This window comes from Alteromonas sp. KUL17 (assembly GCF_006538305.1).
GTDB lineage: Bacteria > Pseudomonadota > Gammaproteobacteria > Enterobacterales > Alteromonadaceae > Alteromonas > Alteromonas macleodii.
Genome location: NZ_BJKJ01000001.1, coordinates 286,285 through 300,901 on the forward strand (window position 1 = coordinate 286,285; position 14,617 = coordinate 300,901).

Here is a 14,617-nt window from a genome sequence, read left to right on the forward strand (position 1 = left end):
ATACGATGAATAATCCAGTAATTAAACTCAGTACATTATTGATGCTTTCAGCGCTTCTTGCTGCCTGCGGCGACGATGGTGATACAGGCCCTCAAGGACCAGCGGGTCCGCAGGGAGAAGCAGGTACTGACGGACAAGATGGTACGGATGGCCAGGACGGTTCTGACGGACAAGACGGTATCAACGGTAATTCAGCGGTTTATACCGTACAAATTACCAACTTAACTTACTCTCAGCCCTTTGCACCTGCCGCCGTCATATTGCATGAGTCAGGCTTCCATTCCTTTAATGAGGGCGAGCCAGCCAGCATGGGCATTGAAATAATGGCTGAAGGCGGTGACCCGTCTATGGTCATTACTGAAGCCATGGACTCCACGGACTTTTTGGATGCGCAAAACTCTGGGGGCATATTGGGTCCTCGCTCAATGGGCGCAGAACTAACTCTTGTGGTTCCAGAACTCGATGCTGACGACCTTCGCCTTACGGTAACGACCATGCTGGTCAACACCAACGACGCATTCACCGGCTTAAACGCTGCGAATGTAAGCAACATGGCGGTTGGTGATATAAAAACGTTCATGACAGTGACTTGGGATGCGGGTACAGAAGCAAACACAGAAACAGCTGCTACTATGCCAGGCCCTGCCGCTAGTGCAGCGGGTGGCGGCGGAGAAGCTGCGGGCTATGATGTGGTGAGGGATGATCTTGCCGATGCAGTAAGACTTCACCAAGGTGTAGTCACTAGTGCAAACGCTGACGATCCAAGCCGTGAGGGCCTGTCTACATCGGTACTAACCGAGGCCCATCGCTTTGATTTCCCAACGAGCCGCGTGGTGATAACCCGAACCCGTTAAATGGTCAAACGCAGTACCACCTGAAAGCGCCCTATTACGCAGGTAATGGGGTGTTTTTACTTTTGTGCGAAGGGGAACGGGAGATAAAACTTAACGGGAATAAGAAAGATAAGCGCTGGCTTTGCTGAGTAGATAAACTTCACAAAACCAGGCTAATACGTTATTTGATAAGCTATTTAATAAGTTACTTAATAACTTTAAGGGTAGGTTTACCCTTTTTAGGTGGAACAGGTGCGTCTTTCACGTCGCTTGCATCAGCATCTTCCAGCGACGTCGGGCCGCTAGGTTGAGAAACATCTTCAGATGTTTCTGGACGCTCTTGCTGCGCACGAGCCACATCTTCTTCAGTGGCGAATACTGTACCTGCACCATTTTCTCTTGCGTAAATAGCCATTACCGCTTCACAAGGCATACTTAATCTTCTAGGTTGCCCAGAGAAGCGCGCTTGAAACGATAAGCCATCTAAATCAAGAGAAAAGTTAACACACGCACTAGGCGATACGTTTAAAACGATCTGACCGTCTTTCACGAATTCCTGCGGCACTTCAACCAACTCGTTGGTTGCATCTACCACAATGTACGGCGTTAAGTCGTTATCAACAATCCACTCATAAAAAGCCCTAAGCAAATAGGGCTGGTTTGACGTCATAGATGTCATAGCGGGTTGTGGATCTCACGCTCTTGGTCAGTCAAAGACGCTTTAAATGAGCTACGAGAGAAAATACGGTTCATGTAAGCGTTAATTTCTTTGCTGCCAGCACCGTTTAGTTCAATACCTAGTGCAGGTAAACGCCATAATAGCGGAGCAAGGTAGCAATCAACCAAGCTGAACTCTTCGCTCATAAAGTAAGGCATTTCACCAAATACAGGCGCAAGAGATAGCAAAGCTTCACGCAGCTCATTACGTGCTGCTTCTACATCACCTTCGCCACGGAAAATACGGGCAGCAAGCGAGTACCAGTCTTGCTCGATGCGGTGCATCATAAGGCGGCTCTGACCACGTGATACTGGGTAAACCGGCATAAGTGGTGGATGAGGGAAACGCTCATCAAGGTATTCCATGATGATGTGCGACTTGTAAAGTACAAGCTCGCGATCAACTAGAGTTGGAACAGTACCGTAAGGGTTAAGCTCCAACAGATCTTCAGACAAGTTGCTAGGATCTGTGTAGCTGATTTCAACACCCACACCTTTTTCTGCCAACACAATACGCACCTGGTGGCTATAAATATCAATTGTGTCAGAGAACAACGTCATAATAGAACGTTTATTCGCGGCTACGGCCATTCAATTTCCTCCGTCGAGAAACAAGTTTACGCTTACAAACGGTAAGCTTATTACGTTAACTCGTGCTACCTGAAGACCCTATTTACTAGGATTTTCAGATAGCACGAGTAAATACCAAAAAAGGGGGCGAGAAGCCCCCTTTTCATATTATACATAAATCTGTGCGATTAGTGCACTTCTCGCCAGTATTCTTTCTTCAGTAAGTAAACAAATACAAACAATACTGCGATAAAGATAAGTACCCACTTACCGATTTTGTGAGATTCAAGTTTAGAAGGCTCACCTGTGTACTCTAGGAAGTTCACGATATCGGCAACGGCTTGGTCGTACTCGTCAGGAGACATTGCGCCAGTACCATCTGACTTAATGCCTACATAACGCTTAACCATCTCTCCATCAACCATTTGCTCTTCATAAGTACGTGTTGGCGTACCTTGAAGAGGTTGAAGTACGTGTGGCATACCTACTTCTGGGAATACTGTGTTGTTCACACCAAATGGGCGGCTTTCGTCAACATAGAAAGAGCGCAGGTAAGTGTAAATCCAGTCTTCACCACGAACACGAGCCACTAGCGTTAGGTCTGGTGGAGCAGCACCGAACCAGCCAGCAGCGGCTTCTTCTGGCATTGCACGGGTAATGTAGTCAGACACTTTTTCACCCGTGAACTGCAGGTATTCTTGACCTAGTTCGTCAGGAATACCCAAGTCTTGGAATGAACGCTGATAGCGCTGATACTTCATTGAGTGACAGCCTAAGCAGTAGTTCATGAACAATTGTGCACCGCGCTGTAAAGACGCCTTATCGGTTAAATCGATAGGCGCTTTATCTAGGTGTACGTTCCCGCCTGCCGCAAGCGCTACGCCAGGTAGGAAGAAGGCTAAAAAGCACATCATTTTTTTCATTTAGAAATCCTCTCTGGCACAGGTTTAGTGTTTTCGTTTTTGCTGTACAAGAACAGTGCTACGAAGAAACCGAAGTACATTACCGTTGCAACTTGCGACGCAATGATTTTCCAGTTTTCTTGCGGTGTACCACCTAGGTAACCTAGGAAGATAAACACAATTGCAAACACGATAAGGTTCACTTTGTGTAGGCCACAACGATAGCGCCATGACTTAACGCGACCACGGTCTAACCAAGGCAGGGCAAATAGCGCAGCAATTGCACCGAACATTGCTAATACACCGAATAGCTTATCAGGTACCGCTTTTAGTACCGCGTAGAACGGTGTGAAGTACCAAACAGGGAAGATATGCTCTGGTGTTTTAAGTGGGTTAGCAATTTCAAAGTTAGGGTGCTCTAGGAATTTACCGCCCATTTCAGGGGCAAAGAACAGCACGTAAGTGAACAATGCTAAGAATACACAGAACGCCACAAGGTCTTTAAGTACGATGTGTGGGAAGAACGGCAATACGTCATCAGCAATGTCGTACTTGCTTGTGTAGTATTCATGAATTTCATACTTCGTCTTTTCAGACTCAGGTAGTGAACCTTTCTTGTGCTTGATAGCGATACCATCAGGGTTGTTAGAACCCACTTCGTGAAGTGCAATAATGTGAAGGAACACAAGAATAACGATAACCAACGGCAACGCAATAACGTGTAATGCGAAGAAGCGGTTTAGTGTTGCGCCAGAGATAACGTAGTCACCTTGTAGCCAGATAACAAGGTCAGGACCAACAACAGGAATAGCACCAAATAGTGATACGATTACCTGCGCACCCCAGTAAGACATTTGTCCCCAAGGTAGTACGTAACCCATGAAAGCTTCTGCCATAAGCGCTAGGTAAATAAACATACCAAACACCCATAGAAGCTCACGAGGCTTCTGATAAGAGCCGTAAATCATGCCACGGAACATGTGTAGATATACCACAATAAAGAACGCTGATGCGCCAGTACTGTGCATGTAACGAATGATCCAACCGTAGTCGATCTCACGCATGATGTATTCAACAGAAGCAAATGCGCCTTCTGAAGATGGAACGAAGTTCATGGTCAACCAAATACCAGTAACAATCTGGTTTACCAAAACAATAGTTGCTAGAAAACCGAACACATACCAGAAGTTCATGTTCTTTGGAGCAGGATATTGAAGAGCGTGCATATTCGCAACGCGCATCATTGGGATGCGTTCTTCAATCCAACCTAGGAAAGCATTCATATTACACGGCCTCCGCTTCTGAACCGATGATGATGTTATTGTCATCAACGAATTGATATGGCGGTACAACCAGGTTCAACGGTGCAGGAACGTTTTGGAATACACGTCCAGCCATGTCGAATTTCGAACCGTGGCACGGGCAGAAGAATCCATCTGGAACGCCTTCAACCACTTCTTCAAATGCACCGTCTTTAAGATGCTGTGGAGAACAACCCAGGTGAGTACAGATACCAACAAGGATAAGGTACTCTTCCTTCATTGAACGGAAACGGTTTTGAGCAAAGGCAGGCTGCTGCTCAGCTTCAGAGTTAGGATCTTTCAGCTTATCTTCGTGCGCGCCTAATTCTTCAAGAATTTCAGGCGTACGACGTACAATCCACACAGGCTTGCTTCGCCACATCACACGTACTAACTGTCCAGGCTCAATCCCGCTGATATCTACTTCAACGTCAGCACCGGCGGCTTTCGCTTTGGCGCTTGGATTCCAGGACGCAATAAAAGGCACAGCAGCACCAACGACACCTACACCACCAACTACCGACGTGGCAACGGTCAAGAACCGACGACGAGTGTTGTTTTCTGGCTGGTTTTCATTGTGTGCAGACTCTGTTGCATCTACAGATACATTGCTCATCCACATTTCTCCAGGTTTGGATAATTATGATGTGTAACCCAAGCTTATACTGGTTTTATCACGCTTGCGTCATGCATCATATGGCTTGTCATGACAGCAACGTAACAGTAAAAATTTACTGGTTTACGAGGTCACGAAAGTTTTCAAAATTTTCGACCGCAAATGATAAAAGAAAAGCCCTTATAAACACAAGGTTTTACTGATATTTAAGCGATAATTTAATTCAATTAGTGTGTTTAGGTTTAGTGAGGGAAAGGCCTAAAATCAAGGTTTTGAAGAATATTTGGTAAGATAACCCGCACAAATTAAACCTTTGTTATGAATTATAGAGGCTCGAAGACTTTACTGAATGTGGGACGCAGACAACTTGTAATAGAAAAAAGCAATAAAAAACCCGGCATAAGCCGGGTTTTTGCAATACAAAAAACGTAAAAATTAACGCTTTGAGAATTGTGGACGCTTACGCGCTTTGTGTAGACCAACTTTCTTACGTTCAACGCGACGTGCGTCACGAGTAACGAAGCCAGCTTTACGAAGTGCTGGACGTAGTGCTTCATCGTACTCCATAAGAGCACGAGTAAGACCGTGACGGATTGCACCCGCTTGACCGTTAGAACCACCACCTTTAACAGTGATGTATACGTCAAACTTTTCAGTCATTTCAACAAGTTCAAGTGGCTGACGAACAACCATGCACTCTGTTTCACGACCAAAGTACTCGTCAAGAGCGCGTTGGTTTACTTTAATGCTACCTGTGCCTGGACGTAGGAACACACGAGCAGTAGAACTTTTGCGGCGGCCTGTGCCGTAGTATTGAGTATCTGCCATGTTAATAGCTCCTTAAATGTCCAAAACTTGTGGTTGCTGTGCGGTGTGCTTGTGCTCTGCACCTGCGTAAACTTTCATTTTACGGAACATTGCGCGGCCTAGAGGGCCTTTTGGCAACATGCCTTTAACTGCTTTTTCAATAACCATTTCTGGCTTGTGAGCAATTAGTTTTTCAAAGTTTGTCTCTTTAAGACCACCTGGGTAACCAGAGTGCGCATAGTACATTTTGTCTTGCGCTTTACGGCCTGTTACCGCAACTTTCTCAGCATTGATTACTACGATGTAATCACCAGTGTCCACGTGAGGCGTGTACTCTGGCTTGTGCTTACCACGAAGGCGTAGTGCGATTTCAGAAGCCAAACGGCCTAGAGTTTTGTCTGTGGCGTCTACCACATACCAGTCACGTTGTACCGTTTCTGGCTTAGCAACAAAAGTTTTCATTTTCAAATTCACCCGAATAATATCGTCGTTACTGATTTCTGAACACCAGAAATCACCATAAAATCAACACAATGACCCCTTCGAGCCGGCTGATTCTTCCACCTTCCCAAAGGTGGGCGTAACTGGGCAGGGCGCGAATTATACAGGAATTGAAGGAAATGCGAACCCCCAAGAACAAAAAATATGGATAAAATTCCATCATCTGCCGATGACATAGAAACAGATTTAAGGTAACGTCAAAACGTTGTATTTGGAACCGTCATAAAAACAAAATGAAAATCTCTCGCTTCGTAGCTTCAATGATGATGCTACACACGCTACTTATAGCCAGTGTAAATGCTGAGGAGTTAGTATATACACGTGCGTTTGCCGATGGTGATTATGGCAATTATCATGTAGCTGTGCTTCATGCCTTATTGAACGCAACAAAGGAATATGGCGATGTAACCCTTGTCCCTCATCCTCAGCCCATGACGCAAAGTCGACAGATGCTATCCTTACTAAAGGAAGAAGCAGACGTAATGTGGAGCGTAACGAACCAAGCTCGAGAACAAAAGCTCATTCCTATTAGGCTTCCTTTACTCAAAGGTTTTGCTGGATTCAGAGTACTAGTCATTAATCCATCACGGCGAAAAGAGCTTACCAAAGGCGCCGATAGCCGAACCTTAAAAAGCCTTACGATGGTTCAAGGCAGCGATTGGCCCGATATAGACGTGTTAACGGCAAATGGGTACAAAGTTGAAGGGGAAGATTGGAGTTTGTGGTTTGACTCAATGTACTCAATGGTATCTCGCAATCTCGTCGACGCCTTTCCCCGCAATATCATCGAAGTACACCGCGATCTAGAGCGCCACAAAAATAAGGATGTCGCTTTAGAGCAGTTTCATTTATTAAAATACCCCAACTACGAATACTTCTTTGTTAGCCCGGATAACCCTGCCCTCGCGAATAGATTGAGATTAGGTCTTATCAGGATACTAGACAATGGAGAACTCGAACGCATCTTCAATAATTTCGAAGGGCACAGAAAAGCAGAAATACTTGCCAATGATAAAAATAGAAAAGTACACGAACTCGGCAACCCAACAATACCTTACAAATTAGATTACGCGCGGTGGGATAAATACAAAGATTTAGCAATACGCGCGCTCGAAAAAGAGATGTCAGAGTAAAACACTAAGCACTTAAGGTTTTCTTAAGGTCTCTCGTTTAGTGTTTTTATTTGTTTTTTATCAATGAGTTTTTTATGCGTGTACTGCTTGTAGAGGACGATAGGCCGTTGTCTGACGCCCTCGCCCTTTCACTAAAGAATGCCAACTTCACGGTAGACTGTGTTTATTCAGGCGCAGATGCCCTTGCAACGCTTCGAGCGGGCCAAAGTGACATTGTCATTCTTGATTTGGGTTTACCCGATACAGATGGCCTCGACGTACTAAAATCTATTCGAAAGAAAAACGCAACGCTTCCTGTGTTGATATTAACTGCACGGGATAAAACGCTAGACAAAATCTCTGGCTTAGATGCAGGCGCCGACGACTACTTACCTAAACCGTTTGAAATAGAAGAACTGTTAGCTAGGATTAGAGTACTTGAGCGTCGTCTGAGCACAGCATCTCACACTATTGTTAGTGTTAAGAATGTCAGCCTTGATACTGCCCATCATACGCTTACTATCGACAATCAAAACGTTCACTTACCTCGACGTGAACTCATGCTACTAAAAGCGCTTATTGAAAACGCAGGGCGCATACTGAGTAAAGATCAGCTGGAAAATAAACTTTATGAGTGGGGAGAGGAAGTGGCAAGCAACACAATAGAAGTACACGTGAGTAATTTGCGAAAGAAAATGCCTCCTGAGTTTATTAAAACTATTCGAGGCGTCGGTTATTGCATTTCAAAATCGGGGGAGTGAATTGTCTTCAATTCGCCGCTTTTTAATTCTTACACTGATCAGCGCGCTTGTTTTAGTGATATTTAGTGCAGCACTTAAAGGTTACCGCGCAACGCTGGGTATATCGAATACCTTGTTAGATAACGAGTTAGTTGAGCTATCCCGCGCAATCTCATATGTAGATAGTGGCACCCGCACACAGCAACAGACACTTTTCTTCCAGGTATGGAAACAAGGTAAGCTGGCCAGCTCATCTACTGATGCGTTAAGCACGCCATTAACCAGCTTCTCCGAGGGCTTTTCTGAAGTAAACGCACTGGGCACACGCTGGCGGGTACATACCCGGTTTAACCCGAATAATGATAGCTGGTATATGGTGGCTCAACCCGTAAGTAGTCGCTTCACTTTAACTGACTCGCTAACTGTAGCAGCCATCACCCCTTTTATAATTAGTGTGCCTATTCTTGCGCTCATTCTCTTTTTTGGCATTACTTGGGGACTATCGCCGTTAAAACACCTTTCAAAACTCCTTGCCAGCCGGCAGGGTAATGATTTTTCTACCATTGCGTTATCCCGTGAGCCCAGTGAACTTAGTCCCGTGGTCACTACGTTAAACACCATGTTCACACGACTGAATTCAGCATTCGAACGAGAGCAGCAGTTCGCATCCAATGCGGCGCATGAGCTTAGAACTCCGCTCAGCGTGATGAAGATAAACATTCACAATATAGCGAACGAGCTAGGTGAGAAAGGCCACGTGTTGGCTCCCCTCAAAGCAGACACCGACAGAATGATCCACGCGGTAAATCAATTCCTTTTACTGACTCGCACCAGTCCAGAAACGTTTGCAGATCAGCGAGAACCTGTAAATGTGCACGTGGTCGCGCAAGAGGTGATTAGTGACCTATACGGCGCTATTGAAAATAAAAACCAAGAGATAGCACTGGAAGGAGAAGAGGCTTGGTTGCTAAGTTCTCAATTTGTCCTTTACACCTTGCTTCAGAACTTAGTGAGCAATGCGAGTAAATACTCTCCTAGCGGTGCACAAATAATAATTAGGATCGAACGACGGAAAGACAAGCTTTTTTTAAGCGTCTGCGATTCTGGGCCAGGCATCCCTGCTGACCAGCGCGCTGTCGTGTTAAACCGGTTCAAAAGAGCATCTAACAGTTCCCCTCATTCGGGAAGCGGCTTGGGGCTAGCTATTGTAGAACAAATCGTTGTATTACACGGGGCTGAGCTCTCTTTAGATGAAAGTTCGCTCGGGGGATTAGAAGTTAGGGTGGCATTTTCCAATGACTGCATACTCTAAAATTTCTTTATTCTTTTTTTCAGCCCTTTGTGCTTTTTATACGCCCCTTGCGTTCGCTTTACCTGAAGTGGTGGTGGAAATTAAAGAGCACTTATTCTTTCCTCAGGAAGTGATTGTGCCTGCAGGGCAAAAAGTAAAGCTAACCTTTGTCAATTTCGATGATACTCCCGAAGAAATAGATAGCTTCTCTTTGAACAGAGAAAAAGTGATATTTGCGAAAAGCCGAGGAACCATTTTTATTGGCCCATTAAAAGCCGGTGAGTATCCTTTTTTGGCGAGTTTCATCCTAATAGCGCAGTAGGAAAGGTAATAGTTAAAAACAAAGAGGACACGCTGGATGCTAATTAATACTGTCGTTCTCTTCTTGCGTGATACCTTGCCCATATTCCTGCTCATTAGTGTATTGCTGGCGCTGCCGCGTGTGTCTACGCTTGCCGTTGCGTGGCGGGTGTTGTTGCTGGTATTGCTTGCTATATTTATATATCCCCAGCTAGGACTGGTATCGCAGCTATCAGAAGGTGCCGGATTTGAGTATCTCAAATCAATACTGTTTTTTATTGCGTGGTTGGGTATGTGCCTTGTTGTACTTTTGCCGTCACGTATCTCAAATAGGTTCAGTCTAGGCCTCACCCTGCTAGTAATAGGTATTGGCTTACCCAATTCGCTGCACTTTTTAGTTTATTTTGTTTCCGAGTTATCACGTAATAGTGATAGTACGTTATTACTCTTGGGCACTATCATTGGTCTGGGTATAAGTATTAGCATCGCTATTCTGCTTAATATTTTGCTCACCCACTTTGTAAGCATGCGAGCAACATACTTTTTTGCAACCACGTTTGTGGCAGCTCAAACCGCTAATATCGCATTATTATTGGAACAAACTGACACATTCCCATCGCCAAGGCAGCTATGGGATAGCAGCACAATAATTAGCGATAATAGCGAATATGGTCATCTTCTGAATTCTCTCGTTGGCTATGAGGCTACACCCTCGACGAGCTATTTATTGGTGTTTTTCTTCGCACTTATCGTACCTAATTTAATTGCTTTCCTTTCTTCAAAAAAGAGATTCTCTGATGAAATTCAGGAGGTCGCACAGTGAGACGTTTTCTCCTTACTGCTATCGCATTATGCGCCGTGTTTTCAAGTAACGGTTATGCCGATAATTTTACCGTAGATAAGGTTTATCACCCTTATGTATTACCCTTTGAACGTGAGTTTGAGTGGCGACTTACCTCAAGACAAAATGACGATGGCAATGTTTTAATGCAGCGCTTCTCATTCGGACATGCACTTTCAGAGTTTATGATCCTCGAGACATACCTTGTCGGTGCGCGGGATGAAAATGAAGATTTTGGCTTAGAAAGCTACGAAGTAGAGTTACGCTGGATGATGACTGAACAAGGGCGATACTGGGCTGACTGGGCAACGCTGTTTGAGCTGGAAAAGCAGCACAATAGCGATGACTGGGAAGTTAAAGCGGGGATATTAACAGAAAAAGAATTTGGCCAATTCAGTTTAACAACTAACGTTAGCTTGGTGTACGAGTGGGGTCAAACTGTTGAGAATGAATGGGAAAGCGAATTTAAAGCCAAGTATAGGTATCGCTGGATCCCTGAAGTACAACCTGGATTGGAAGTGTATGTTGCAGAGGACTTTATCGGCGTTGGTCCAGCATTCATGGGTATAAAACGCTTTGACCGACAGAAACAGTTAAAATGGGAACTGGGCTTCATTGCCGGACTAAATGGTGACAGTAAAGATCACACACTTCGCATGTCGTTGGAATACGAATTTTAATGCAAGTTTGCACTTTAGCGCCTAACTTAAGCTTTCCTTAAGCTTCAACATTTAAAGTGCACGTCATTCGATGATTTACCCAATATTCTTATGCACCAGTTTGACGTCAGTGTTGTTTTACCTGCTAAAAATGAAGCTAAAAACCTTTCTACTTTGTTGCGAGAAATTTCAGAGGTGGTTCCAAGTACAACAACAGAAATTATTGTTGTTGATGACGGTAGCAGCGATGACTCCCTAGCCTTGCTGAATAACCTTTCAAGCACCTTGCCGGTAAGTTGTCGTGTCATCGTCCACCCTATGAGCTGCGGTCAAAGCACTTCGGTTTTTCACGGCGTTTTACAGGCAAAAGGAAAGTGGATCATCACCCTTGATGCTGATGGGCAAAACGATCCTGCTGATATACCGCGACTTATTCGCGCAGCTAAAGAGACTAATGCAGCGCACTTCTGCGTTATCGGACATCGTAAAAAGCGAAAAGATACCCCGTGGAAGCGATTTCAGTCTAAAGTCGCCAACCGTGTTCGCCAGTGGATCCTTCAAGACAACACACCAGACACGGGCTGTGGCTTGAAACTCCTCCCAAGAAGTACCTTTTTACTTTTGCCCTACTTCGACCATATGCACCGATATATTCCCGCTTTAACCAAAAGGCTTGGGGGAGAAGTGGTATGTGTATCGGTCAATCATCGCGCGCGCTTAGAAGGTAAATCAAATTACACAGCGTGGAATCGTGGCTGGGCAGGGATCATCGATATGCTTGGCGTCAGATGGCTAATGTACAGAAATAAGCTTAATCACATTGCCAGCGGAATTGGTCATGAAGACTAATATTCGCCGCCTCAAAAGATTCATACAGTTTTTCATCGGGGCAGCAAGCATCGCGCTTGTCTGCTATGTGTCGCTTGAGGTCACTGGTGAAGTATGGAAGCACGGTGATGATACAGATTGGTTGAATACCTATATTTCAAATTTAAATTGGCAATCACTGTGCATGACACTGAGTGGTTGTGTTGTACTTTTAACCATGGGTTTTCCCCGTCAGGCTGTCAGGTTTTTTTTGCGGAGTGTGCTTTGGCGCATTGCAGGGGGGATTAATTGCTTTGTTGCTAACGGTGTTGTCTGCATGTATAGCCTATGCATTAGCAAATGGCCCTCTGCGCTCACTCGCCGTCCGTTTATTAGGCACAAAATTAAAGCCTGTTGAAAACAAACTGGCCAAGCGAAGTTTTCGCAATGTGCTAATTGTTCGTTTATTCCCTGTTGGCTCTAACTTAATCACAAACGCCGTCGCAGGTGTGCTAAGCGTTCCGTTTGCCCCGTTTATTGTTGCAAGTGCAATCGGCTTTGCGCCTCAAACTTTTTTGTTTACCTTGCTTGGAAGCGGTTCTCGATTTGTCAGCTCCCTCGAACAGCCTTTACAAATTGGTGGCTTAATCATTAGCCTTCTTCTACTTCTATCCTTATCAGGCATTGCTCGTAGGAGTGAGCCGTCGTGAGGCTTGTGCTTAATTCAAATAGCCATGCATCTACCCTGTTCTTTTTTGCCTGTGCTCTGATATTTGTTGGTCTGGGTTTCAGAGATGCTTGGCCCCCCGATGAGCCTCGATTCGCATTGGTCGCAAAAGAGATGGTGAACAGCGGACAGTGGCTTGTGCCCATGCGCGGTGGCGAAATTTATCCTGACAAGCCCCCTGTGTTTATGTGGTGTATTGCCTTTTTTTACCTTATAACGGGTAGCCTGAAGGTGGCTATGCTCCTGCCTAACGCTATCGCAAGCCTTGTCACTTTGGGATTAACCTACAAGCTATCGCTAAGACTTGCCAGTGAAAAAGCGGCAATGTTGAGTATGCTCGTACTTCTACTGAGCCCTCAGTTTCTTATTCAAGCCAAATTTGCTCAAATAGATGCCCTTGTCGCCTGCTTTATCTGGATTGGCGTCTACGGACTCATTCAGCACTTTTATGTGCATGTTAATTGGCGGTGGTACCTTGCAGCATGGTTCTTTATGGGGCTTGGGATCATAACCAAAGGCGTTGGCTTTTTACCTGTTCTTTTATTTATCCCCATTGCATTTTTCGCATTTACCAGCGGCTCACATCGCGGCAAGTGGTCATTGCGCATGTTGTTTGGCCCCTTAATCATGCTATCAGTTGTGGCGATGTGGCTTGCACCTCTGGTTTATCTTGGTTTGATAAAACAAGAGCCTCAAATACAACAATACTTGTCGAATATTTTGTTTAAACAAACGGCTGAGCGATATGCCAATGCCTGGCACCACATAGAGCCTTGGTATTACTATATTGTTGAAGTTATCCCTGTGTTTTGGGCAACTCCAATTGCCATACTTGTATCAAAAGCTAAGTCGTTAAAAGATGTACTTACTCACAACCCCGCTTACTCATCGCTGTTTATATGGGTAATGTTGGTTGTCATTTTCTTTAGCATCAGCCCAGGTAAACGTGGTGTTTATGTTTTACCGGCACTGCCTGCGTTGAGTATGGTTGCAGGTCTGGTACTTGCGAATTCAACTGTATCAAGAGGGTTGGTGCTTTTTGCGCGCGCAGTTACTTCGTTAATCTCTGCCGTTTTATTGATTGCTGGCTTAGCACTGCTATTTCACGAGCCCACTGCTGTTAAGCTGATGACGCACTTTGACAGCGACAGCGAAACCCTTGTTCGTTTAAGCATAGTATTACTTGTACTCGGATTCGCTGGGCTTTGTACTCATATTGTCTACTATGTTTACAATAAAAAGCGCAGCGCAGGGGGTGGAGAATTACTCGCACGCCAATTACTGGCATGGCTTTTCATTTTAACTGTAATTCCTTCCACATTCGGTGCATGGCTGCTAAACGACTACCGTACTCCCCGTATAGTCCTTCAAAATGCAGAAAGCCAAATAAGTAATATGTTGACGAAGGATTCAACTGCCTTCGAGGTAGGGATAGTCAGCTTTAAAGAACAGTATTTGCTTTATTCACCCTTTAAAATGGCTCATTTTGGTTACCATACTCCGAAAGAAGTAGAAAACGGTACAGCGTGGGCTTGGTTGACCGATACTTCCGAGCCTTCCCGCGAGCAGACAAAGGTTTCAGGCCAGCGGGTTAAACAGACAGCGCGTCAACGCTTTTTGTTAGTTCCAAGTGACTACAAATTTCAATGTGTAGACTTATCACAAGCCACTTCAATGGGTGTAGCCCACCGTGACGAATGGTTATTGCTTCCTGCCACTGCTGCGAACGCTACCTGTGATTTACCGGCTAACGGCCCAGTTTTTAATCGCTATGACGGCTAAAGCGATTAATTAGCTTGAGCGTTCTTAACATTATGGACTGACATTTAAAAAAGTTTTTCCCACTTAAGGTTCTCTTAAGGTCTCGCGTAAATACTCATAACATCGCAAAAC

Annotated in this window: 16 protein-coding genes and 1 pseudogene; 10 read left to right on the forward strand and 7 right to left on the reverse strand. The window is 44.9% G+C overall.

All coding sequences use genetic code 11. The features are described from left to right. Positions 1 to 5: 5 nt before the first annotated feature. Positions 6 to 854 (forward strand): spondin domain-containing protein, encoded by an 849-nt coding sequence (locus KUL49_RS01190; RefSeq protein WP_131136030.1) that lies wholly within the window; start codon positions 6 to 8, stop codon positions 852 to 854. Between the two features lie 184 nt (positions 855 to 1,038). Here the strand turns inward: KUL49_RS01190 and KUL49_RS01195 are convergent, their stop codons facing one another. From KUL49_RS01195 to rplM, 7 genes are all read right to left on the reverse strand, one after another. Next, on the reverse strand, positions 1,039 to 1,512 hold the full coding sequence (locus tag KUL49_RS01195; protein WP_014948334.1) for a ClpXP protease specificity-enhancing factor: 474 nt from the start codon (positions 1,510 to 1,512) through the stop codon (positions 1,039 to 1,041). Then, a complete protein-coding gene (gene sspA, locus KUL49_RS01200; protein WP_012517332.1) occupies positions 1,509 to 2,141 on the reverse strand; it encodes a stringent starvation protein SspA in 633 nt (210 codons plus the stop codon). The genes KUL49_RS01195 and sspA overlap by 4 nt, the downstream gene beginning before the upstream one ends. A gap of 167 nt (positions 2,142 to 2,308) precedes the next feature. Next, complete coding sequence (locus tag KUL49_RS01205) at positions 2,309 to 3,043, reverse strand: cytochrome c1 (protein WP_014948333.1); 735 nt, start codon at positions 3,041 to 3,043, stop codon at positions 2,309 to 2,311. After that, positions 3,040 to 4,305 (reverse strand): cytochrome bc complex cytochrome b subunit, encoded by a 1,266-nt coding sequence (locus KUL49_RS01210; protein ID WP_014948332.1) that lies wholly within the window; start codon positions 4,303 to 4,305, stop codon positions 3,040 to 3,042. Before KUL49_RS01210 ends, KUL49_RS01205 begins: the two co-directional genes overlap by 4 nt. Before the next feature lies 1 nt (position 4,306). Then, on the reverse strand, positions 4,307 to 4,939 hold the full coding sequence (gene petA, locus KUL49_RS01215) for a ubiquinol-cytochrome c reductase iron-sulfur subunit (protein WP_014948331.1): 633 nt from the start codon (positions 4,937 to 4,939) through the stop codon (positions 4,307 to 4,309). A gap of 435 nt (positions 4,940 to 5,374) precedes the next feature. Then, complete coding sequence (gene rpsI / locus KUL49_RS01220; RefSeq protein WP_014948330.1) at positions 5,375 to 5,767, reverse strand: 30S ribosomal protein S9; 393 nt, start codon at positions 5,765 to 5,767, stop codon at positions 5,375 to 5,377. Positions 5,768 to 5,779: 12 nt separating this feature from the next. After that, complete coding sequence (gene rplM, locus KUL49_RS01225) at positions 5,780 to 6,208, reverse strand: 50S ribosomal protein L13 (RefSeq protein WP_014948329.1); 429 nt, start codon at positions 6,206 to 6,208, stop codon at positions 5,780 to 5,782. A 272-nt stretch (positions 6,209 to 6,480) separates the two neighbouring features. Here rplM and KUL49_RS01230 point away from each other — a divergent pair, with 272 nt between their 5' ends. The 9 genes and pseudogenes from KUL49_RS01230 (at position 6,481) to KUL49_RS01270 (ending at position 14,506) form a co-directional block, all read left to right on the forward strand. Further along, the gene (locus KUL49_RS01230; RefSeq protein WP_131136031.1) at positions 6,481 to 7,380 is read left to right on the forward strand and encodes an ABC transporter substrate-binding protein; all 900 of its coding nucleotides are present in this window, start codon (positions 6,481 to 6,483) and stop codon (positions 7,378 to 7,380) included. Between the two features lie 74 nt (positions 7,381 to 7,454). Next, complete coding sequence (locus KUL49_RS01235) at positions 7,455 to 8,120, forward strand: response regulator transcription factor (RefSeq protein ID WP_014975721.1); 666 nt, start codon at positions 7,455 to 7,457, stop codon at positions 8,118 to 8,120. A 1-nt stretch (position 8,121) separates the two neighbouring features. Then, on the forward strand, positions 8,122 to 9,411 hold the full coding sequence (locus KUL49_RS01240; RefSeq protein WP_131136032.1) for a HAMP domain-containing sensor histidine kinase: 1,290 nt from the start codon (positions 8,122 to 8,124) through the stop codon (positions 9,409 to 9,411). Next, a pseudogene (locus KUL49_RS01245) lies at positions 9,395 to 9,759 on the forward strand (cupredoxin domain-containing protein). The gene KUL49_RS01240 and the pseudogene KUL49_RS01245 overlap by 17 nt, the downstream one beginning before the upstream one ends. After that, positions 9,749 to 10,513 (forward strand): FTR1 family iron permease, encoded by a 765-nt coding sequence (locus KUL49_RS01250; protein ID WP_131136033.1) that lies wholly within the window; start codon positions 9,749 to 9,751, stop codon positions 10,511 to 10,513. Before KUL49_RS01245 ends, KUL49_RS01250 begins: the two are co-directional and overlap by 11 nt. Next, the gene (locus KUL49_RS01255; protein ID WP_131136034.1) at positions 10,510 to 11,211 is read left to right on the forward strand and encodes a hypothetical protein; all 702 of its coding nucleotides are present in this window, start codon (positions 10,510 to 10,512) and stop codon (positions 11,209 to 11,211) included. The genes KUL49_RS01250 and KUL49_RS01255 overlap by 4 nt, the downstream gene beginning before the upstream one ends. 90 nt (positions 11,212 to 11,301) lie before the next feature. Then, a complete protein-coding gene (locus tag KUL49_RS01260) occupies positions 11,302 to 12,039 on the forward strand; it encodes a glycosyltransferase family 2 protein (RefSeq protein ID WP_131136035.1) in 738 nt (245 codons plus the stop codon). A gap of 272 nt (positions 12,040 to 12,311) precedes the next feature. Then, positions 12,312 to 12,707, forward strand: coding sequence for a TVP38/TMEM64 family protein (locus KUL49_RS21010; RefSeq protein ID WP_242633688.1), 396 nt, complete (start codon positions 12,312 to 12,314; stop codon positions 12,705 to 12,707). Further along, entirely contained in the window at positions 12,704 to 14,506 is a 1,803-nt protein-coding gene (locus KUL49_RS01270; protein ID WP_131136036.1) for a glycosyltransferase family 39 protein, read from the forward strand. The genes KUL49_RS21010 and KUL49_RS01270 overlap by 4 nt, the downstream gene beginning before the upstream one ends. Positions 14,507 to 14,617 lie beyond the last annotated feature (111 nt).